General features: G+C 67.6%; 19 protein-coding genes and 1 tRNA gene. 9 read left to right on the top strand and 11 right to left on the bottom strand.

The genetic code is table 11. The features are described from left to right. Positions 1-8: 8 nt before the first annotated feature. Both AC5P7I_RS04835 and AC5P7I_RS04830 read right to left on the bottom strand, forming a co-directional pair. Positions 9-1,133, bottom strand: coding sequence for a helix-turn-helix domain-containing protein (locus AC5P7I_RS04835; protein WP_164077376.1), 1,125 nt, complete (start codon positions 1,131-1,133; stop codon positions 9-11). Between the two features lie 72 nt (positions 1,134-1,205). Next, a tRNA-Arg gene (locus AC5P7I_RS04830) sits at positions 1,206-1,282 on the bottom strand. Positions 1,283-1,431: 149 nt separating this feature from the next. Between AC5P7I_RS04830 and ubiA the strand changes: the two genes are divergently transcribed. Further along, the gene (ubiA, locus tag AC5P7I_RS04825; RefSeq protein ID WP_005411493.1) at positions 1,432-2,325 is read left to right on the top strand and encodes a 4-hydroxybenzoate octaprenyltransferase; all 894 of its coding nucleotides are present in this window, start codon (positions 1,432-1,434) and stop codon (positions 2,323-2,325) included. A gap of 272 nt (positions 2,326-2,597) precedes the next feature. After that, positions 2,598-4,022 carry a short-chain fatty acid transporter gene (locus tag AC5P7I_RS04820; protein WP_164077377.1) on the top strand — a complete coding sequence of 475 codons (1,425 nt, stop codon included), beginning with the start codon at positions 2,598-2,600 and terminating at the stop codon, positions 4,020-4,022. Between the two features lie 63 nt (positions 4,023-4,085). Here the strand turns inward: AC5P7I_RS04820 and AC5P7I_RS04815 are convergent, their stop codons facing one another. Next, positions 4,086-4,775: an EcsC family protein gene (locus AC5P7I_RS04815; protein ID WP_032958748.1), complete on the bottom strand. Its 690-nt coding sequence runs from the start codon at positions 4,773-4,775 to the stop codon at positions 4,086-4,088. Positions 4,776-5,097: 322 nt separating this feature from the next. Between AC5P7I_RS04815 and AC5P7I_RS04810 the strand changes: the two genes are divergently transcribed. Then, positions 5,098-5,262 carry a hypothetical protein gene (locus tag AC5P7I_RS04810; protein WP_005414774.1) on the top strand — a complete coding sequence of 55 codons (165 nt, stop codon included), beginning with the start codon at positions 5,098-5,100 and terminating at the stop codon, positions 5,260-5,262. 54 nt (positions 5,263-5,316) lie between these two features. On the opposite strand, the gene AC5P7I_RS04805 is transcribed toward AC5P7I_RS04810, so the two are convergent. Next, a complete protein-coding gene (locus AC5P7I_RS04805; RefSeq protein WP_262087789.1) occupies positions 5,317-5,943 on the bottom strand; it encodes a YiiX/YebB-like N1pC/P60 family cysteine hydrolase in 627 nt (208 codons plus the stop codon). Between the two features lie 82 nt (positions 5,944-6,025). On the opposite strand from AC5P7I_RS04805, the gene AC5P7I_RS04800 reads away from it, so the two are divergent. The 3 genes from AC5P7I_RS04800 to AC5P7I_RS04790 all read left to right on the top strand — a co-directional run bounded on the left by AC5P7I_RS04800 (position 6,026) and on the right by AC5P7I_RS04790 (position 9,853). Beyond that, on the top strand, positions 6,026-6,538 hold the full coding sequence (locus tag AC5P7I_RS04800; protein ID WP_032958753.1) for a hypothetical protein: 513 nt from the start codon (positions 6,026-6,028) through the stop codon (positions 6,536-6,538). A gap of 88 nt (positions 6,539-6,626) precedes the next feature. Continuing rightward, positions 6,627-8,450 carry a M3 family metallopeptidase gene (locus tag AC5P7I_RS04795; RefSeq protein WP_425604955.1) on the top strand — a complete coding sequence of 608 codons (1,824 nt, stop codon included), beginning with the start codon at positions 6,627-6,629 and terminating at the stop codon, positions 8,448-8,450. A gap of 2 nt (positions 8,451-8,452) precedes the next feature. Next, a complete protein-coding gene (locus AC5P7I_RS04790) occupies positions 8,453-9,853 on the top strand; it encodes a TPM domain-containing protein (protein ID WP_321212201.1) in 1,401 nt (466 codons plus the stop codon). Between the two features lies 1 nt (position 9,854). Here the strand turns inward: AC5P7I_RS04790 and AC5P7I_RS04785 are convergent, their stop codons facing one another. The 3 genes from AC5P7I_RS04785 to AC5P7I_RS04775 are packed head-to-tail and all read right to left on the bottom strand — an operon-like array spanning position 9,855 to position 12,501. Continuing rightward, positions 9,855-10,526, bottom strand: a complete 672-nt coding sequence (locus AC5P7I_RS04785) for a VOC family protein (RefSeq protein WP_197556612.1) — start codon at positions 10,524-10,526, stop codon at positions 9,855-9,857. 54 nt (positions 10,527-10,580) lie between these two features. Further along, complete coding sequence (locus AC5P7I_RS04780) at positions 10,581-11,660, bottom strand: alpha/beta hydrolase family protein (protein ID WP_075076236.1); 1,080 nt, start codon at positions 11,658-11,660, stop codon at positions 10,581-10,583. A 13-nt stretch (positions 11,661-11,673) separates the two neighbouring features. Continuing rightward, positions 11,674-12,501, bottom strand: coding sequence for an AraC family transcriptional regulator (locus tag AC5P7I_RS04775; RefSeq protein WP_069117691.1), 828 nt, complete (start codon positions 12,499-12,501; stop codon positions 11,674-11,676). A 186-nt stretch (positions 12,502-12,687) separates the two neighbouring features. Here AC5P7I_RS04775 and AC5P7I_RS04770 point away from each other — a divergent pair, with 186 nt between their 5' ends. The 3 genes from AC5P7I_RS04770 to AC5P7I_RS04760 all read left to right on the top strand — a co-directional run bounded on the left by AC5P7I_RS04770 (position 12,688) and on the right by AC5P7I_RS04760 (position 17,010). Then, complete coding sequence (locus tag AC5P7I_RS04770; protein WP_014648738.1) at positions 12,688-13,089, top strand: hypothetical protein; 402 nt, start codon at positions 12,688-12,690, stop codon at positions 13,087-13,089. 217 nt (positions 13,090-13,306) lie between these two features. Then, positions 13,307-15,709: a TonB-dependent receptor plug domain-containing protein gene (locus AC5P7I_RS04765; protein WP_262087792.1), complete on the top strand. Its 2,403-nt coding sequence runs from the start codon at positions 13,307-13,309 to the stop codon at positions 15,707-15,709. Further along, a complete protein-coding gene (locus tag AC5P7I_RS04760; RefSeq protein WP_262087793.1) occupies positions 15,709-17,010 on the top strand; it encodes an aminotransferase class V-fold PLP-dependent enzyme in 1,302 nt (433 codons plus the stop codon). The genes AC5P7I_RS04765 and AC5P7I_RS04760 overlap by 1 nt, the downstream gene beginning before the upstream one ends. A gap of 367 nt (positions 17,011-17,377) precedes the next feature. Here AC5P7I_RS04760 and AC5P7I_RS04755 read toward each other — a convergent pair whose 3' ends face one another. The 4 genes from AC5P7I_RS04755 to AC5P7I_RS04740 are packed head-to-tail and all read right to left on the bottom strand — an operon-like array spanning position 17,378 to position 21,250. Then, positions 17,378-18,892, bottom strand: a complete 1,515-nt coding sequence (locus tag AC5P7I_RS04755; protein WP_014648735.1) for an aminotransferase-like domain-containing protein — start codon at positions 18,890-18,892, stop codon at positions 17,378-17,380. 9 nt (positions 18,893-18,901) lie between these two features. Then, complete coding sequence (locus tag AC5P7I_RS04750; protein ID WP_046432980.1) at positions 18,902-19,501, bottom strand: DUF6436 domain-containing protein; 600 nt, start codon at positions 19,499-19,501, stop codon at positions 18,902-18,904. Next, positions 19,501-19,779: a hypothetical protein gene (locus tag AC5P7I_RS04745; RefSeq protein ID WP_169411283.1), complete on the bottom strand. Its 279-nt coding sequence runs from the start codon at positions 19,777-19,779 to the stop codon at positions 19,501-19,503. Before AC5P7I_RS04745 ends, AC5P7I_RS04750 begins: the two co-directional genes overlap by 1 nt. 55 nt (positions 19,780-19,834) lie before the next feature. Further along, complete coding sequence (locus AC5P7I_RS04740; RefSeq protein ID WP_046432979.1) at positions 19,835-21,250, bottom strand: aminotransferase-like domain-containing protein; 1,416 nt, start codon at positions 21,248-21,250, stop codon at positions 19,835-19,837. Between the last annotated feature and the right edge of the window lie 132 nt (positions 21,251-21,382).

The following is a 21,382-nucleotide window of genomic DNA, read 5'->3' as shown; positions in this document are numbered from 1 at the left end:
TTGGACGTTCAGTTGGACGCGGTGAGGCGGCGGTACTCGCTCGGCGTCTGTCCGGTGGCGCGCTTGAACGCGCTGTTGAAGGTCGACTTGCTGCCGAAGCCGGCGGCAAGGCCGATGTCCAGCACGCTGCGGAGGTCGGACGGATCGGACAGGCACGCCCTCGCGGCAGCGACGCGGAAGCTGTTCACGAACTCGGAGAAGCTCTGGCCCACCCCTTGGTTGAGCGCCTGCGAGACCTGGTTGGGTGACCAGCCGCTGCGCTGGCTGAGGGTCTGAAGATCCAGCCCGGGCGCTTCATGCAGGCGTTCGTCCTGCATCAATGCGGTCAGCGCGCTGGCGATGGCCGCGCATTGTGCTGCGTCGATGCCCGAGCGTTCGTAGCGTGCGTGGGTCGTATCCTCGGCGGACGCGGTCATGTCCACCAAGATGGGTGCCGCAGTGCTCGCACGTACGCGCAGCTGCTGGCGTACGACCCGGCACGCCAGCAGGTACATGCCCATGGTGGTCAGCAGGCTGAGCCCGATGCTGGCCAGCAGTGGAGCAGCGTCCGGCGGCCACCGGTTCATTGCGCTGGCAAGCCAGCATCCCGCCATCACGATCGCCAGCCCGCGCAGTCCGCTGCGTTGGATGGCGGCTCCGGGCGGGGCGGGCGGCACACGCAGCGAGAGCCACAGCGCGGCCAGCAGGTAGGGAGCACCCTGCAGCAGCCAGCCGTGGAAACTGAGCTGGAACAGCACATCGCCCAGCGGTGAGGCCTCGAAAGGCGCGAGTGCGTTCAACAGGGAAATGGCGAACGCGAGGCCAGCCGGCAGCAGATGCGCGAGCGGCAAGGGTGTTGCAGCGGCCTGCGCGGGTGTCAGCAGCGCACGCGCATGGCCATACAGCAGTGGACCGAGCAGATAGACCAGAGGCACTTCGATGACCCGCAGCCAGCGCACGGCGTCGGGCGAGATCCAGGCCTGACCACCCAGCAGCACCAATCCGAACAGATTGGCGGCGGCGAAACAGGCGAGGAATGCGGTGAGCAGCGGGTTCCCACGCGATGTGCGACCGACGCTCACGCCGGTGGACAAGGTGGCCAGGCCGAGAATCGCAGCACCCGCGGCCAGCTTCAGCAGATCCGGTGGCGTCATGCGCGCAGTGTTGATGAAGCACGTGGCAACGTCCAGCGCGGGCTGGCGGCGTGCAGGCAACACAGGGGAAGATGGCGCGCCCGGAGGGATTCGAACCCCCGACCAATGGCTTCGGAAGCCACTACTCTATCCGGCTGAGCTACGGGCGCGTTGTAGAACCGCCGCGCCGTCGGCCAGTGCCGGGGCGGGCATCGCAGCGTCATGAGGCGGTGCGGGACGGGCATTCTATCCAGTTTCGCCGAACAAATCTCCCCCCACGGGCAAAGCCGTGCCGGAGGGGCAGGAGTATCCTATCGCCATGGCTGATACCCCCCTCACTTCGCCGCAGTCGCCGGCGACGCCGCGTTGGCGGCATTACTGGAGTCTGATGCGCGCTGATCGCCCGATCGGCACGCTGCTGCTGCTGTGGCCCACCTGGTGGGCGTTGTGGCTGGCCGCGGGCGGCCTGCCGCCGCTGTGGACGCTGTTCGTGTTCACCGCCGGCGTGTGGCTGACCCGCTCGGCCGGTTGCGTCATCAACGACTACGCCGACCGCTGGCTCGACCCGCATGTGGAGCGCACCAAGGCGCGCCCGCTGGCCACCGGTGCGATCAGCGGCCGCGCCGCGCTGGCGCTGTTCGCCGTACTGATGCTGGTGGCGTTCGGCCTGGTGCTGACCCTGAACGGGCTGACCATCGGCCTGAGCTTCATCGGCGTGTTCCTGGCTGCCAGCTATCCGTACCTGAAGCGCTACACCCATCTGCCGCAGGTCTACCTGGGCATGTCGTTCGGCTGGGGCATCCCGATGGCGTTCGCCGCCGTGCAGGGCGAGGTGCCGATGCTGGGCTGGCTGCTGTATGCCGGCAACATCCTGTGGTCCACCGCCTACGACACCTGGTACGCCATGGTCGACCGCGAGGACGACCTGAAGATGGGCTCGCACTCCACCGCGATCCTGTTCGGTGATCTCGACCTGGTCATCCAGGGCGTGCTGTACGCACTGTTCCTGGCCACGATGGCGCTGGTCGGCGTGCGCGGCGGGCTGGGCGGGTACTACCTGGCCGGCGTGGCCGTGGCCACCGCGCTGGTGGTGTACGAGTTCTGGATCTGCCGCAACCGCGAACGCGGCCCGTGCTTCAAGGCGTTCCTGCACAACAACTGGGTGGGTGCCGCGCTGTTTGCCGGCATCGCCGTGGACCTGGCGCTGCGTTGATCCCAAGGCCTGGTAGAGCCGGCCGCTGGCCGGCTGCACGACCATCCCGATTAGGAAATTGCCGGCCAGCTGCCGGCACTACCGCCTTCCACCACCTGCGGTGATGCCTGGATCTGGTAGAGCCGGCCGCTGGCCGGCTGCACCCGTGCGCGATCCCGAGGTTGCCGGCCAGCGGCCGGCACTACCGTTCTGTGCCGCCTACGACCAATAGGTGGCTGACAGCCCGCACCCCACCGCCCAGAATCGATCCATCGAACCTGGGAGGGTAGGCGATGGCCTCTACGGCAGCAGTACAGGACGGCTGGATGGCGCGCGCAGCGCTGCGTTCGGCCGCCTGGGCGGAAAAGTGGTTCCCCGACGCGTATGTGTTCGCGGTGCTGGGCGTGGTCATCGTCGCGCTGGCCGCGATGGGCTTCGGCTCGACCCCGCAGGCCACCGCGAGCGCCTTCGGTGACGGCTTCTGGAGCCTGATTCCCTTCACCATGCAGATGGCCTTCGTGGTCATCGGTGGCTACGCCGTGGCCACCGCGCCGGTGGTCGCGCGCTTCATCGACTTCCTGGCCCGGGTGCCGCGTACCGGCCGCGGTGCGGTGGTGTACGTGGGCCTGGTCAGCATGCTCGCCTCGCTGCTCAGCTGGGGGTTCTCGCTGGTGTTCGGTGGCCTGCTGGCGCGTGCGCTGGCCCGTCGTACCGAACTGCGCATGGACTACCGCGCCGCCGGTGCTTCGGCGTACCTCGGCCTGGGTGCGGTGTGGGCAATGGGGCTCAGTTCCTCGGCCGCACAGCTGCAGGCCAACCCGGCCAGCATGCCGCCGGGGCTGGTGGAGATCACCGGCGTGCTGCCGTTCACCGAAACCATCTTCCTGTGGCAGTCGATCGCGCTGACCTCGGTGCTGATCCTGGTCTCGCTGCTGATCGCCTGGCTGACGGCACCCGCGGCGGGTAGTGCGCGTACCGCCGAGGAGTTCCCCGGTGCTGCACAGGCCGAGCCGGAACCGCTGCAGCGACGCACGCGCCCGGGCGAATGGCTGGAATACAGCCCGCTGCTGACCGTGCTGCTCTCGCTGCTGGCGTTCGGCTGGCTGTTCAACGAGTTCGCCAACAAGCCGGTGATCACCGCCATCGCCAACCTCAATACCTACAACTTCCTGTTCATCTCGTTGGGCCTGCTGCTGCACTGGCGCCCGCGCAGCTTCCTCAACGCGGTGGCCAAGGCGGTGCCGAGTACCACCGGCGTGCTGATCCAGTTCCCGCTGTACGGCGGCATCGCGATGATCCTCACCCACGCCGCTGGCGGTGACGGGCAGACCCTGGCGCACCGGCTGTCGAGCCTGTTCGTGCACGTGGCCAGCACCGATTCGTTCGCGCTGGTGATGGGCGTCTATTCGGCCGTGCTGGGCTTCTTCGTGCCGTCCGGTGGCGGCAAGTGGATCATCGAGGCGCCGTACGTGATGCAGGCCGCCAACGAACTGAAGGCGCACCTGGGCTGGGCGGTGCAGGTCTACAACGCGGCCGAAGCCCTGCCCAACCTGATCAACCCGTTCTGGATGCTGCCGCTGCTGGGCGTGCTGGGCCTGAAGGCACGCGACATCGTGGGCTTCACCTTCATCCAATTGCTGGTGCACATCCCGCTGGTGCTGGGCCTGTTGTGGCTGCTGGGCATGACCCTGGCGTATGTGCCACCGGTGATGCCGTAGTCCAGTATCCCCGGATCATGCGGCTTCCTACTTTGAAAGCCGCATGGCCAGAACGCGCGCTGCTCAGATTTCATTGGGCTTGTTGCCCAGTGCGGCATCCGCTTCGAACCAGCTTCGCGCAGTATTGCCAACATACTTGGTCAACGCATAGTTGGCCCCTGAGCCGATGACGACTCCGATGCCGAACGGAATGGCTTTTTCCAGCGCCTTGCGGGTAAAGGTGATGCCGATCTTCTTGAAGAGTTCCTTGAGAGCTTGCAACACGGCGCCCTTCAAGTACTGACGGACCATCTTTACGCCAGCATTTGAGGCGATCCGAGTCGACGCTTCGACGCCGAGCTTCTCCAGAGAACCTCCTGCGGCGATGAGAAAAGCCAGGTGCCTGGCGTCTTCGCCATTCACGTCCCATCCATAGGCCTCAGCCAAGCACATGGTCATGTCGACCTGCAGTTTCATGCTGATGCTTGCATCGGCGAGACCACCGCCAACCATTGCCAGAGCCGTACCAATTCCCGGGATGACCCCGGTCAGAGCAGTCGCTCCCCCCGTGGTGGCTGACATCCGGCAATAACGGCTGATGATCTTGTCGGCCACCAACCCTGCAACCTCGTGCTGGCCGCGTGTTGGATCCCGGGAGAGAATCTGGCGCCTGTACTGGGCGACGAGGGCCTTCGCGTCTGCGGGACTGATCGCGATGCTCTCGACCGCTTTGAGGAGGCGAGAGTCACTTGCTTCTGCAACCACGGCGTTCATTTAGACGTTCCTTGTTGATGCTTGGAAAGATGGGCCGTCCATAGCAGCCCGTCCGCAGCCTATCGGCTTCGGGTAGCCATTCTTGAGCGAACGCTCGCGCATTCCGGTGCGCCCTACAGCACTGAATACGTGCTCCTGTCATTACCCCATAAGGACATGCCGAACCCGCATGAATCCTTCAGCGGCTTGTGCCGCAAGGACTTTCGCGTGTTCATTCACGCGCGTACACACAGGTGTAGCCGTCCGCCAACGCGCGATTAACTCTTCGCTGCAGACGATGGCCCCGTCCACCGCATTCCGCGCGTGGCTTTGGAGATCGGACATGGCACAGCAGAACCAGAACCCGAACCAGAAGCAGCAGGGCCAGCAGAACCAGCAGGATCAGCAGCAGGGCCGTGGCCGCGACCAGCAGCAGCAACAGCAGCAGGAACAGCAGCAGCGCAACCAGCGCAATCAGCAGCAAGGTGGGCAGGACGAGGAAGAGTGACGTCGGTACCCACCCTGGGCAACCCCCGAAGCCCCGCCGCGCGCGGGGCTTCGCTTATTCCAGCACGCCGATGCGTTGCAGCACCGGCGCGGCCGACATGTCATTGGGATTGGTGCCGGGCTGATCCTGCGGCACCTCCATGCCCATGCCGCGGTACAGATCGACCCAATGCTGTGCGATCTGCCCGGTCTGCGGATTGCGGAAGTTCATCGGCTGCAGCGCGAACACATGGTGCGCACGGAACGCACGCTCGATGAAGTCGGAACAGTAGTAGCTGTCCTCGTTCAACACATACGACGTGTTGTACGGCTTGCCCAGCATCATGCGCGCGGTGGCGACCGCATCCTTGATCGCCGCCTGCTGCGGTGCCCGCAGGCGATAGACCACGATCTGCCGCTGCTTGGCCCGGGCGTCCTGGCGGAACTCGACCAGCGATTGCCGACGCGCTCCCTTCTCGTCCGCATGCAGTACCTCCCAGCCGTTTGGCGCCACAGCGACCAGGGCCACATGATCGAAGCTGGGCGCGCCCTGCTTGCCGGTGGCATCGTCGATGGCCGCACTGAGGCCGCTGCGGCCGGCGGTGACGAACAGCAGATCGCCTTCGTGGACATCGACGGCCATCGCCAGCGCTGGCCACAGGGCGGGCAACAGCAGGCAGATCATGAGCAGGAGGCGACGCATGGAGAGTCTCGGACAGGCGGAGTGCCGGAATTGTAGGGCGCGCGGTAGCATGGGACGACCCAACCGGATTCAGGATGAGCCCATGCGTCGAAACCGTTCCGCTGCCGTACTGATGCTTGCCTGTGGCGTGGCCCTGGTTGCCTGCACGCCCGAGCCCCAGGTGACGCCCACGGAAGTGGCGCCTGCACATCCCGCGCCGTCGTCCACGGCGGCAGCGGTCCAGCCCGCACCGGTGCCTGCCAGCGGTGAATGCCCCTACTCGCAGTTCGATGCGTTCCTGAAGCACTTCGGCAACGAGATCGCGCTGCAGGAAAAAGCCACCGCCGATCCGCTGCTGGACAGCTACATCGATGCCGAGGCCGAGCCGGAACCGCGCAAGGTGGAAAGCCGCCTGGCGCTGGCCGATGTCGAGTGGCCGGTCATGCCCGATCCCGCCGCGTTGGCCGGGCAGGGCCGCGAGATGCAGGTCAGCACGCTGGCCGATGGGCAACGACAGGTACAGATCCGCACGCCGGACAGCAGCGACCAGCAGACCTACACCTTCGCGCAGTCGCCCTGCTGGACGCTGGTCAAGCGCGAGGATGAGTCGATCTGATGCCTGTCCCGGCACAGGCGCGGCCGGGCGGGGGCTGCTAGGCTCGGAGCCTGATCCAGGCAGGGAGACGCCGATGCGGGTTCGCAGGATGTGCACCATCACCGCCACCATGACTGTCATGCTGGCAATGGCACCCTTCACCGGCGTCCAGGCGCAGTCGCTGCCGGCCGACGATAGCGCCTACTTCGCCAGTGCGGCAGCCGAACAGGCCGCGCGCGGCGAGCTGGGCAAGCGTGTCGAGGCCCTGCAGCAGGCTTCCGCGCTTGCACCTGCGCAACGCTTCCATCAGGCCGAGGCATTGCAGGCGCAGTGCCTGCGCCATCACAGCTATCTGCATCTGCAGGCCGCACGCAATGCCCGTGACCATCGCCCGACGCAGGCGCTGGACCAGGTGATGGGGCTGTGCAGCCGCATCGCCCACACCGGCCGCGCGGCGCTGCGCGAAGCGCCCGCAGACGCGGCGTGGGCAGCACCGTATGCCTTCCTGCGCGCGCGTGCGCTGAAGGACGCTGCAGCACCGGCCAGTACCGCACTGGATGAGGCCGTGGAGGCCCTGGCCGATCCGGCGCTGGACAGTTTCGCACGGCTGCGTGGGCAGATCCTGCGCAGTGCCGAGTACCCGCAGATCGAGCGTGATGGTCGGCACTGGGACACCGGGCACGACAAGCAGGCACTGGCCCAGCAGCAGGACCGCGCGTTGCGGGAAGCGGGCTGGAAGGGTTACTGGCAGGGCCTGCACTCGCGCCGCGAGCCGATGGCCTCGGTGCTGCTGGGCCTGGTGCAGGTGAACGATGCCGCCGCGCGCCTGCAGGGCGATGGTTCTGCACCGGCGCGGGGCTACCAGCGCATGGGCCTGGATGCATCGGCGGTGGATGCTACGCTGCAGGCGATCGGACGCCATGCAGGGGACCGTCGCGCCTACCAGGACATGCTGCTGCGCCACGCCGCACGCTCAGGCATCGATGCGCCGCAGCTCTGGGATACCACGTTGCCCGATGCCGGCTATATGCCGCCGGTACTGACGCTGGCGCAGCTGCGCGACAATGCCGCCGATGCCATGCAGCACCTGGGGCCGGCATACGTCAGTGAGCTGCGTGCGCTGCTCGATCCGGCCAACCGGCGCATGGATCTGGCCACCGAACGTGGTGACCGCAGCCAGGACGCGTTCTCGGTAAGCGCTCCCGGCGTGCCGGCAATGCTGTTCGTTGGCGTGCGCCGTGGTGATCTGGAAAGCGATGTCGAGATCGCCCATGAAGCCGGTCATGCCATGCACGGTGAGTGGATGCAGCGCGGCCATGCCTCGCCGCTGCAGCGCAATGGCAGCCAGTGGCTGACCGAGGCCTTTGCCATCTACAACGAACTGCGCTTCCGCGACCAGCTGTACCAGCAGGCAGAGGACCCGCGGGCCAAGGCCTATTACCTGAAGTCACTGCTGGACGATATGGTGCTGCAGCTGTTCACGTCTTCCGAAGAGGCGCAGCTGGAGCAGTCGATCTACGAGGGCGTGGCGGACAACACGCTGGGTACCGCCGATGACCTGGACGCGTTGACCGGCCGGGTGCTGGCGCGCTTCGGTCAGGACCCGGAGCGCTATCCGCAGCTGTGCAACGGCTGGATCGGCAAGCGCCTGATGTATGACGACCCCAACTATCTGGTGAACTACCTCTATGCAGGGCTGCTGGCCGTGCAGCTGTTCGTGCAGGATCAACGCGACCCGGCAGGGTTCCGTGAACGCTATCTCGCGGTGCTGGGTGAAGGCTTTGATCGTGCGCCGACCGAGCAGGTGGCGCAGTTGCTGGGGCACGCGCCCGATTGGCCGGCGCTGGTTGATGCTGATCTGCAGGTGTTCAACCAGACGGTCGCGCAGCTGCAGGCGCTGCATGCGCGGATCGAGGCAGGGCAGGGCACGTGAAGATGCTGCGCAGGATGACGTGCACCCGGGTCACGGCATGGCTGTTGATGCTGTTGTGCCTGTTGCCGATGGTGGTGATGGCCGGTGCTGCGGTCCCTGCGCTGGATGACCCGGTGGTGGACGCCGCCAACGCACTTTCGGCGGATACCCGCGACATACTGCGCACGCAGGCCCTCAAGTTGCAGGCGCGCACCGGCGCGCAGCTGCAGGTGCTGGTGGTCGACCATGCTGGCGACGAGGGCATCGAGGCCTACGCGCAGCGGGTGTTCGACCAGTGGCAGTTGGGCCGCGAAGGCGTTGACGATGGCGTGCTGCTGCTCGTGGCCGTGCAGGACCGCCGTGTACGCATCCAGACCGGTTACGGTCTGGAGGGCGCGATTCCAGATGCCTATGCCGCCCGCATCATCGACAAGGCGATCGTGCCGCGTTTCCGCGATGGCGACCTTGACCAGGGCCTGCTGGATGGAACGAAGGTCGTGGTCGCGCTGATCGATGGCGAGGACCTGCCGGCCTGGGAAGCGCCATCGATGCGCGACGTGCTGCCGGCCGGTTGGCGCAGCGCGGACTCCGTGGTTGCACTGACGCTGCTGGCCGGCTTCCTTGCGGGTCTGTGGCGCTCACCGCCCTCGGCGCCCGCGGCCAGGATGCCGGACGACCTCGCACGCAGGCATCGCGAGCGCCAGCGTGGAGCGCCACGCGAGGTCACCACGCCGCAGGCGCGCCCGAAGCGATTGCCGGCCTGGGGTCGCCCGCTGCTGGTGACGGCTGTGGTAGCCGCGGGTCTGCTGTCGGCGGCTATGTGGGCGCCACGCCAGGCATTGGCAGCGGTCTGCCTCGTATTGGCGTTGTGCGTACCGGTGGCGAGCCTGCTTGGCTGGTGCTGGCGCCGCAGCCGAGGTGTGCGCGTGGTGCTGCTCGGCATGCTCGGGGTCAGTTCGGGGTTCTTGGTGGTGATGATGCTGCGTGGCCAGTTGCCGCCCAGTCTGGCCCTGCACACGTTGCTGGACCTGGCGGCAGGCATCGTAGCCATGCTGCTGTTCTTCCTCGTGCAGGCGTGCCGCGCGCGCTGGCACAAGGACCGCAGCAGCTTCGGGGTGAGGTTCGCAGTGCTCTTGCTGCTGACCGCTGGCTACGCGCTCTTCGCACTGCTGGCCATTGATCGCGCCGACCCGGTGGCACGCCTTGCCGCGACGATCGGGTGGAGTGCCGGCACGGTCGTGCTGTACTTCGCCTGGATTTTCACCATGCTGCCCGGTGAGAAGGCACGCGGCAGCCGCAGATCATCCGTCGGCCACCGCAGTGCGTCCAGCAGCCCGTCGTCAAGTTCGTCTGCGAGCAGCTCCAGCAGCTGGTCCGGAGGCGGCGGCCGCAGCGGCGGAGGTGGTGCGTCGGGCAGCTGGTAGTTCAGGCTGCCTGTACCCGCCAGCCGAGCACAACGTCCTCCACGACACCGGGGCCAGCCACGTCGCCGACCTGCAGCAACAGCCCCTGCGCATTGGGCAGGTCCTTCTGCTCGGGAAACCACCGTCGATCGGCCGCGACCACGATCAGCAGGCCCTCGTCGTCGCCCATCGGTGCGAACTGCGGCGAAGCCGGGCTGATCGGCTGCAGGCCGAAACGTTGGTTGGACAGTTCGCGTACGGCCTCGACATCGCGGCTGGGCAGGCCGACTTCGCTCAGGCAGGTCAGCTCGCTGCCATGGAACACGCCTTCGCGAGCGCTGGCCGGCAGGCGGCGGCGGCCGATCAGTTCAAGGATCAGGCCGTCCGGGCCGGTGAAGTACACCGACTGCGACTGCCAGCTGCTCTCCAGCGCGAAGTAGTCCAGCCCCGCCGGATTGCGCTGCAGCGGCGTGCGCTCACGCAACCACGTCATTGCCTCGCTGAAGCGGTTGTCCGGCACGTTGAAGGCCAGATGCACGCCACCCACCGGACGCCCCGCCGCAGGCTGAAGTTCGAGGGTGCTCCAGCCGATGTGCACATGGTTGCCGACCACGCGCTGCTGCAGCACATCGTGGAAATATGTGGCCACGGAAGCGACGTCGGATACCGGCAGAGTGAGGTGCAGCAGGCGCATGATCGATTCTCCGTGGACGCGCCCACTGTAGCGCCGGGCGATGCCCGGCGGCCACTAGCGCAGCGAATGGTTGAAGAACCGTATTGCCGCGTCCGCTGCCTGCGCGTGGGTCTGCGCCTTCGGCACCGATGTGCTGCACAGGTCCTGCAGCCTCTGTTGTCCGGCCGGGGTGCATGCGGCGAGGAAATCGTAATGGCCGACACCTGGCAGCACCTGCAGTGCAGCGGCCGCAATCACCGCACGCGCAGCCTCGCCATTGGTCTGTGGTGGCGCGATCGTGTCCGCCTGGCCCAGTACGATCGACACCGGCTGTTTCAGCGAGGAGAGCTGCTCGGGCGCAAAGGCCTGCACGATTGCCGGCGCCAGCAGGAACACCGCGCGCACGCCGGGAATGGCGCGTGCGTCGTTGGCGTGGGACATCCATGGTGACAGCTCGGGCGACGCCGCAGCGGCAACGCGCGCCTCCATCGTGTGCGTTGCCGCCTCCTGTTGGGGCCGGCAGACGCCGTCATCCGGATGTGCGGTGCAGAAGTCCCGCAATCGCTGCAGGTCCGGTCGCGCACCGGCTGCCAGCAGCGCGGTGTAGCCACCGGCCGAGAAGCCGGCGACCCCCAGGCGCTCAGGATCGACATGCGGGCCCAGCACCGGATCAGCTTGCACGGCCGCCAGTGCGGCACGCAGGTCATCGGCGCGCAACCAGGTCAGAAGGCTGCCGGGCAGGGTCATGGTGTCAACGCCGTTGTTGCCTGGATGATCCACCGCAATCACCAGATATCCGGCCCGCGCCAGCGCCGTGCCCAGCCAACCCATCATGCGCGCGCTGCCGCCGTTGCCATGCGAGAGCAGCAGGGTCGGCAGGCGATCACCCGCGACCGGCGCATCCTTGGCCGACCGGCCGGCGTCGAACAGCGGCGCGTCGGGTGGACCGATGGTCAGCGCGTTTTCGCGGCTGCCGGCCTGTGCCGGATACCAGACCGTGTAGCGCAGCGCGTCGCGGTGCCCTGCGTCGCGCACGGCGGCGCTGGCCAGCGTCGTCGTGCCGTGGCGCTCGCCGGCGACGCCGCTTTCGCGCGCGGCGCCGACGCTCGCGAACGCCAGCAGCATTCCTCCCAGCACAGCAGCGGTCATGCGCATCTTCAACTCCTTGTCAGTGGGGACGTTCTTCCACCGGCAGCCAGATCTCCACGCCGCCGTTGCCGCTGTGCTCGTCGAACCGGGCGTCGTAGCGCTCCAGGTCCGGCGCATCGGCAAGGCTCAGGTTGGACGCAGGGAGATAATGATCCAGCAACCAGAACCAGGTCGAGCGGATGGCCGAGATGTGTCCGCCGTGCCAAGCCACCAGGTAGCGGCGCGCCGGGATGTCCACGCGTCGCCAGTGCGCAGGCACGCTCGGCACCGTGCTTGCCGGTAGTGCCGCAATGTAGTCGAAGCCACCATCGTCATCACTGTTGCAGCACACGCCGAAGCTGACCGGTGCCGGCGTCGGCCACTCGCGGTTGAGCTGGGCCCATTGGCCCGGAATCGCGCCGCTGCTGTCGCGGGTGTGCCGCATGCCGACGCCTGCCAGCTGGAACGCGGGCGTATCGAGCAGCCGGGGGGCTTCAATGCAGGCTGACGGGGCCTCGTCCAGGCGGATCGCCTGCACCAGCGTCAGCCCATCGGTGCCCTGTTCGCGTACCCGTTCCGGTGTCTGCCCGAACTGTTCGCTGAAGGCGCGGGTGAAGGCAGCATGGGTGGTGTAGCCGGCCCCCAGCGCCACCTGCAGGATGTCGCCCGCGCCGTTGGCCAACCGCTGCGCGGCAGCGGTCAGGCGGCGCCCGCGCAGGTAGCGCACCACCGAGGTGCCGGTGCGGGCCTGGAACAGGCGTGACAGATGAAACGGCGACAGGCCGGCCGCAGCGGCGATATCGGCCAGCGCCAATGGCTGGTCCGCATGGGTTTCGATGTACCACAACGCCTTGCCTGCCGCGCTCATCCTGCCGTTCCCCGCATCCAATGCCGGCACAGTAGCGGATCGGCAGGCGCGGCGTTTAGCAGTTCTTGCGCTGCCGGGCTTTGCGTCTGCCTGCGTACCGGCAACAATGCGTGCTTCATGGACGTGATGGGGGGCAGGGGAGATGCGATCGACGACGGGGGATGCCAGGCCAGCGGAGCCCGGCCGATGATCGAGATGATCGAAATGCTGCTTGCCCTCTGGGTACTTCCCAGTCTGTTGACCCTGGCGCTGATGCTGCTGATGTTGTTCGGCGCGCCACGGTGGCGCGGCAACCCCTGGGTGTACCGTGTCGGCTTCGCGTTGCTGGGCGGGTTTCTGACACCGACGTTGTTGGGGGCCGGTCACGGTGGGTTGCCGTGCGCGACTATCGGCGGGCTGGTGATGATACTGACGCAGCTGCAATGGATCGGCGATCTGCAGGTCGACTTCATGGGGATCGGGATTCGCAACAGGGGCATCTGGATCATGTCCACCCCCGCCTTGGTGGTGTTCGCCGCCATGATGTTCGTTCCGCTGCGAACGGCACGGCCGGCCCGTTTCGGCTTTGGCGACGACGCCAACGGCTAGCCGCTGTGTGCGGGGATGGGGCGTGGGTCTGCATTGCCACCCATGCATGGCGTGGATCTACGGATGAGCCCTGGCAGGGGCCAACCTTGGTTGGCGCATCAAGCTGTCGTACTGACGTCATGCCTCCTTCACACATCGCGCCGAGACTGCGCGCCTTGTCCAGGCCTGTTGTGTGCGCACAGGTGCTGGCCCTGTCGCGTCCTCCCGGAGCCCTGCCGTGCATCGTTCGAAGCTTTCGCGTTCCATCCTCCTTGCCCTTTCCATGGCCAGCGCAGGAGGCGCGATCGCAGCGGAGGCCGATGCGGTCGATGCCGCCGGCGGCAGCCGCGCCGCGCCCACCCAGCTCGACGCGATGCTGGTCACCGGTACCCGCGCGTCCAACCGCACCCAGTTCGAAACGCTGGTGCCGGTGGACGTGTTCAGCAAGGAAGACATCAGGTCCGTCGAATCCACCGACCTGAAGGACGTGCTGGCCCAGCTGGTGCCGTCGTTCGTGGTGCAGCGCCTGCCGATGGCGGACGGCCAGGTGTTCGTGCGTCCGGCGACGCTGCGTGGCCTGTCGCCGGACCAGACCCTGGTGCTGGTCAACGGCCGCCGCTTCCACCGCAGCGCGCTGCTCGGCAACCGTGGTGCACAGGCCGCTGACCTGGCACAGATTCCAACCAGCGCGATCAAGCGCATCGAGGTGCTGCGTGATGGCGCGTCGGCGCAGTACGGCTCGGACGCCATCGCCGGCGTCATCAACATCATCCTGGAGGATGGGCCGGGTAGCGAGATCACCGCCGGCTACTCGCAGTACGCGCAGGGCGACGGTGCTTCGCGCGATTTCAGTGCACGCACCGGCTGGTCGCTGGGCGACTATGGCAGCCTGGTGCTGTTCGCCGAATCGTCCACCTCCGACGCCACCTCGCGCACCCGCCAGCGCCCCGATGCCATCGCCTTCCAGGCCGCGCATCCGGAGCTGGAGGTGCCCAACCCGGTGCAGCGCTGGGGCCAGCCGGAACTGGAAAGCCGCCGCGTCGGCTTCAACGTAAAGGCCAACGCCAGCGATACGCTGGAGCTCTATACCTTTGGCCTGTACAGCCACAGCGATGGCGTCAGCGATTTCAACTGGCGCAACCCGGACACCACCACCGGCGCGTACCGCACCACCGCCATCTTCCCGGGCTGGAACCTGCGCTCGCTGTATCCGGTCGGCTTCAGCCCGCAGTACGGCAACGTGCAGAACGACCTGCAGCTGGTCGGTGGCCTGCGCGGCGAGATCACGCCGAAGCTGCGCTGGGATGTCAGCGCCTCGTATGGCCGCAACGCCATCGACTATCGCCTGAAGAACTCGATCAATGCCTCGCTCGGTCCGGCCAGCCCGACCGACTTCGATCTCGGCCGCCTCACCCAGACCGAGAAGAACGCCAACGCCGACTTCAACTACGAATGGGACGTGGCTGCGCTGTCCAAGCCGATCAACGTCGCCTTCGGTGGCGAGTTCCGCCAGGAAACCTACCAGGTGCGCGCCGGTGATCCGGCCTCGTACGCGGTGGGTCCGGGCGCGGCCGCGGGCCTGGAGGCCAACTCCAATGGCGCGCCGGGCTTCTCGGCCAGCCAGGCCGGGCAGTGGAGCCAGCGCAGCAAGGCCGCCTACGTGGACATGGAAGTGCCGCTGGGCGAGCGCTGGAGCATCGGTGCAGCCAGCCGCTATGAGGACTTCTCCAGCTTCGGCAGCACACTGGACGGCAAACTGTCGGCGCGCTTCGCGATCACCCCGGACGTCGCCCTGCGCGGCACCGTGTCCACCGGCTTCCGCGCGCCGACGCCGGCGCAGCTCAACACCACCAGCACCACCCAGGGGTTGGATACGCGCACGCTGCAGATCTTCACCAGCGGCCGCCTGTCGCCGAACGATCCGCTGGCGCAGCTGCTCGGTGCCAGGCCGTTGAAGCCGGAAGAATCGCGTACCGCATCGCTGGGCCTGACCTGGCGCACCGACCTGGGCCTGTCCGGCTCGGTGGATGTCTACCAGATCAAGCTCACCGACCGCTTCAGCCAGTCGGCCAGTTTCGCCATTCCGGCCGGTACGCCCAATCCGCTGGGCTATACCTCGGTGAACTACTTCACCAACGACTTCGACACCACCACCACCGGCGTGGACGTGGTCGGCAACTACCTGCGCGACCTCGGCGCGGGCCGCATGACGCTGACCCTGGCCTACAACTACAACCGCACCCGCGTGGACAACGGCAGCACCTCGGTGGCCACCAACGAGACCCAGCGCGTGCTGTTCGAAGATCGCCTGCCCGAGCACAAGGGCAGCTTGACCGGCAGCTGGGACATCGGTGCCTGGTCGCTGATGGCGCGCATGCGCTACTACGGTGCCTGGACCGATTCCAGCGGCAATGCGGTGGGCGATATCTACCAGCGCTTTGGTGCGATGAGCTTCCTCGACCTGGCCGTCGGCTATCGCATCAACGAACATCACAGCCTGCGCGTGGGTGCCGACAACGTGTTCGACCGCTATCCGGACGAAGCCACCTTCCAGGCCAGTCGCGGCCTGGTCTACTCGCGCAACGCGCCGTACGACACCGACGGTGCCAACCTGTACGCACAGTACCGGCTGAGCTTCTGATGGACCGCAACCGCCGCGTCCTGTTGCGTGCCGGTGCACTGCTGCCGGCTGCAGCTGCGCTGTCTTCACTGCCCGCCATGGCTGCCGCGGGTTACGCTGCGTCCATGCAGATTCCCGCAACGACCGTAGCGCCGGACGCGCTGGCCCGCGATGAAGGCTACTGGGCCGCCGTGGCCAGCCACTTCGACATCACCGATGAAGTGAACCACCTGGAGAACGGCTACTGGGGCGCGATGGGCCGCGAGACGCTGGCCAGCTACCAGCGCCACACCGCCGAGGTGAACCGTGGTAACGCCTGGTACGGCCGTCATGAGTTCCCGGTGCAGTACATGGCGGTGCAGCGGCAGGTGGCCGAACTGCTGGGCGTGGGCGCCGACGAGATCGCACTGACCCGTGGCGCCACCGAAGCGATGCTGGCGCTGATCGGTGGCTACAACCGCCTGCGGCCCGGCGACCAGGTGCTGTACGCCGACATCGACTACGACAGCATGATCGGTGCGATGCGTTGGCTGCAGCAGCGCCGTGGCGTGCAGGTCGAGCGCATCACGCTGCCGGTGGTGCCCGACCATGCGCAGATCCTGCAGGCCTACGAGGCCGCGTTCGCGCGGCTGCCACGCCTGAAGCTGGTGCTGCTGACCCAGGTCAGCCATCGCCATGGGCTGGTGCTGCCGGTGGCCGAGATCGCCGAGCGTGCACGCGCACGCGGTATCGACGTGATCGTCGATGCGGCGCACGGGTTCGGCCAGATCGACTACGCGGTGCCGCAGCTCAAGGCCGATTTCGTCGGCATCAACCTGCACAAGTGGATCGGCGCACCGGTCGGTGTCGGCGCGATGTACGTGCGCAGGGGCCGCGTTGCGGACCTCGACCCGTACATGGGCGAGACCGACGACGGCCGCGTGGGCAGCCGCGTACATACCGGCACGGTCAACTTCGCCGCTTACCTGGCACTTCCGGAGGCGATTGCCCTGCACCAGCGCATCGGTGCGGACAACAAGCAGGCGCGCCTGCGTTACCTGCGCGAGCGCTGGACGCTGCCGGCGCGGCAGATGGCGCACATCGAAGTGCTGTCTTCGCCGGATCCGGCGTTGGCGAGTGCATTGGCCAGCTTCCGCCTGCGCGGGCGCACCAGCGTGGCTGACAACATCGCGCTGCAGAAGCGCCTGTTGGATGAGCATCGCGTGTTCACCACCCATCGCGACGGCTTGGACTCCGGCGCCTGCGTGCGGGTGACGCCGTCGGTGTTCACCCGGCCGCAGCAGATGGATGCGCTGGTGAAGGCGCTCTCCGCCTTGGCCTGACCCTGCTTTGGTGGGTGCCAACCTTGGTTGGCACATTCCAACCGTGCCGGGGAATCTTCCGCCGGCCAGCGGCCGGCGCTACCGATCGGGTGGGTGCCAACCTTGGTTGGCACATTCCAACCGTACCGGGGAATCTTCCGCCGGCCAGCGGCCGGCACTACCGGTCGGGTGGGTGCCAACTGTTGGTTGGCACATTCCAACCGTGCTGAGGAATCTTCCGCCGGCCAGCGGCCGGCACTATCGGTCGGGTGGGTGCCGACCGTTGGTCGGCACATTCCAACCGTGCTGAGGAATCTTCCGCCGGCCAGCGGCCGGCACTACCGGTCGGGTGGGTGCCGACCGTTGGTCGGCACATCCCATTCCAGGGCTACCGCTCGATCGCCGGCAACGCGTCCGACAACAACAACCGGTCAATCCGTTGCAGCGCACTTTCCAGCTGCCGGCGATCGGCCGCCAGCCCCAGCGACAGCCGCACGCCGTTCTGATGCTGCACCCCCGGCGGGCAGAACGCCGATGAGGGCGCGATCGCCAGCCCCTGCAGCTGTGCGGTACGCACCAGGGTGGCGTCAGTCCATGGCGCTGGTACCCGGCACCAGGCATGCAGGCCTTCGGCGCGCAGCAGCAGCGAAGGCGCCAGCAGGTAGCGCGCCATGCGCATGCGCTCGTGCGCTTCGCTGCGCACCTGCGCCAGCAGCGATTGCGCCGAACCATCCAGCAGCAGCTGGCTGGCCAGCGCCGCCACCAGCGGATGCCCCATCAACCGGGTGGCGCGCAAGGCCGAAGCCATCGCCTCGGCGTGCGCAGCGCTTGGGCACTGCACGAACGCAGTGCGCAGGCCGGGGCTGATCACCTTCGACAGCGTCGCCACGTAGAACACATGGCGCGGTGCCAGCGCCGCCAGCGGTGTCTGTGCATCCTCGGCGAGGTGCCAGTAAGGATCGTCTTCGATCGCCAGCAGGCCTTCCCTCTCCAGAACACGCGCCAGCGCTTCGCGCCGCTGCAGCGGCAGGCTCAGCGCGGTCGGGTTCTGGCAGGTGGGGTTGAGATAGACCAACCGCGCGCCGCTTTCGCGTGCCAGCCGGGCCAGCGCATCGGGGCACATGCCGTGTTCGTCGCTGTCCACCGGCAGCAGCCGCCGGCCCAGTGCGGCGGCGGCCTGCAGCAGGCCCGGATAGACCAGCGCATCGCAGAGGATCGCATCATCGTCGCGGCCCTGGCTGACCAGGATCGCGGCAAGCGCCACCTGCGCGCCTTCGGTCAGCAACAGGCTGGCATCCTCCACCGCGCCCAGCATCGGTTGCAGCCAGCGCGCTGCCGCGTGGCGGTCGGTGGGATTGCCGCCGCCCAGGTGGTAGGTCATCAGGTTCGGCGCGTTGCTGCGCGCAAGCACGGCGGCGGCACCGCGGCGCAGGGTTTCGGCCAGCGCATCGGCATCGGGCACCGGCGGCACGTTCATGCTCAGGTCCACCACCTGGTCGAAGCCGGCCTTGGGTGGTGCGATGAAACTGCCTTGTGGCCCGCGCGCCTCGATCAGGCCGCGCTTGCGCGCTTCGTCGAACGCCCGCGTTACCGTGGTCAGGTCGACGCCGAGCTGCTGCGCCAACGCACGCTGCGAGGGCAGGCGTTGTCCTGGTGCAAGCCCACCGCGACGCACCGTGCGCTCCAGCGAATTGACGATGCGCAGGTAGATCGGCCCGTTGTGCGCGAGCACGTCCTGCACCCATTCGCGGGCTGCGACATCCGGTCGCGGCATGTACGGAGCATGTCGGGGCGTATCGTTGCTTCCAACGGCGGGAGCCTGTCCATAACCATCGGTCGGTTCGGACAGGTGACCGCCGTTGTTGCTTGTGGCGGCCACAGCGGCCAGCGTCAGTGGTGTCATTGCGCGTCCTCAGCGCTTGGCCTGCCAGGGGCAGTAGCAGCCCACGGCAAGCAGTCCTTTCGGGCGCACGGTTTCGCCGCGCACCAGTCTGTCCAGCAGTGGTTCGACGAAGCTGTTGGCCGAGTTGCAGACCATGCCGATGCTGTACGGGCCGGCATAGGCGAGGTGGCCCTGCCGGTCCCAGATCGCCACGGCAGGGCTGGCCGGGATGTGTTCGATGCCGTCGATGGTCGGCAGGTTGATCACCTTGTTGCGCAGCGGCTCAGGCAGTTCGCCCTGGGTACCGGGGCGGCGGATCGCATAGAAGTCGATGCCGGCGCGGCGGTACATGCTGATCAGGTAGCTCAGGTGTGCGCCGGTTTCGCGGTTGCAGACGGCACACGCCGGGTCCCAGAAGTGCACCACGCGGATGCGGCCGGTATCACCGGCCAGATCGGACGGCAGGCGCAGCTGCGAGTCGTCGAAGACGATGGCCTGTTCGGTGAACGTCGACTGCGCGCTGTAGCCGAAGTACTGCCACAGCGCAGCCGCCACGCCGGCCATGAACAGGCAGGCGAGGGCGATCATCGTCGGCAGCAGCCAGCGGCGGCGTGGCGCGGCTGCGCCCATCAGGACGCGTCCCCGCCGAACTTGTGCACGTACTGCTTGCGCATCTCGCGGCAGGAGTCGGCCTGCGCGCGACGCTGGATCTCGCTACGCGACGGATCCTCGCTGCGCTGCACGCATTGCTCGATGGCGTGGCGCTCGGCGGCCTGCACATCCACGGTCTGCGGCTGCAGGCAGACCCAGGCCAGCGCGGCCAGCATCAACACCACAAAGCCACCACAGCCGGCCATTACCAGGTGGAACTTCAGTCTCTCGGCGCGCATCGACGCACGTCCCTTCATCCATACATTGCATACAAAATATCATCTTGTATGGATGAGGCGCCATGCGCCCGGTTCAGACGATGGCGTTGTGCCGGGCCCCGGGGGCCTCAGACAGGATCTCGTTCAGTTTGGCCAGCGCCCCGGCCAGCGCATCCTGGTCAACTGCGCCGCCCAGCGACAGGCGGATGGCGTTGCCCGGTGGCGGTTCCTCCACGCTGAAGGCGTCCGAGCTGGCGATGCCCAGACCCTGTTCCTGTGCGGCCTGGATCAGCCGGTACTGGTCCAGCCGCGGCGGTAGCGGCAGCCATACGTGCAGGCCGGCCGGGTGCGCCCGCGCGCGGGACGGCAGGTACTGCGCGGCAATCGCCTGGCGCTCGCGCAGCTCCTGCTGGAAGCGCTGCACCATGTCCTGGGCCTGGCCGCTGCGGATCCACTGCGACGCCACCGCCACCATCGACTGGGTCGGCATCAGCGCGATCGCACGCAGGGCGTCCAGCACCGGTTCCATCGGTTCGCCGCCCGGCACCACCAGGTAGGCGGTGCGCAGGCCCGGTGCCAGGCACTTGGACAGGGTGGAGATGTAATACACCGGGCAGCCGGCGTCGCGGTGGGCGGCCAGCGGCGGTGCGGCGTCCCCGGCCAGCAACCAGTAGGGATCGTCTTCGATCACGGTCAGATCGTGGCGCTTGGCAACCGCCAGCAGGGCCTGCCGGCGTTGTGCCGACATCGTCGCCGTGGTCGGGTTCTGGATGGTCGGTACCAGGTACAGCAGGCGCGGGCGGCGCAGCTGGCAGGCCTCTTCCAGCGCTTCGGGCAGCATGCCTTCGGCGTCCATCGCCACCGGCACCACACCCCGCTGCAGCACGCGCGCGGCGGCCAGCAGGCCCGGGTAGGTCAGCTGCTCGGCAGCGATCAGCTCGCCCGGCTGGGTGCGGGCCAGGATCAGTGCGCACAGTGCGGTCTGCGCGCCGGGGCAGATCACCACCTGGTCGGCACCCACCGTGCCCAGCACCGGTGACAGCCACTGCACGGCGGCGGCGCGGTCCTCGCGGGTGCCGGCGCCGACGTGGTAGCTCATCAGTTCGCCCTGGCCCAGCTGCTGGCCCACGTGCTGGAAACCGGCCTCCATGCACTGTGCGAACGGCGCGCTGCCCAGCAGCGGCGGGATGTTCATGCTCAGGTCCACCGAGGTGCTGCGGTTGCCGGCCGACAGCGCGATGAAGGTGCCGCCGGCGCCCTGCGCATCCAGCAGGCCAGCCTGGCGCAGCTCGGCAAAGGCCCGGGTGACCGTGGTCAGGTCCACGCCCACCTGCTGGGCCAGGTCGCGCTGCGGCGGCAGCCGGTCGCCCGGACGCAGCACGCCGTCATCCACTGCCTCGCGCACCTGCTGGGCGATCTGCAGGTACAGCGGGCCAGCGCCCTCGCGGAAGGGGCGAACCCAGGTGCGATTGGGGTGTTTCAGGCGGCGGCCGGCGGCAGGTGGCGTCATCGGTCAGTTTTTCCATACGTGCAGATGCACAAGTCCATACAATGATGTATCTTGTATGGGCTTGATTGGAGTGGATCGCTCTCTTGTAGGCGATCTCGTACCCACAGTGTAGCCGCTCCACGCCCGGGCGCT

Source organism: Stenotrophomonas sp. YJH_SMC_138, from assembly GCF_059369855.1.
The sequence above is the reverse complement of the archived record's forward strand: the minus strand, read 5'-3'. Positions and strand labels throughout refer to the sequence as shown.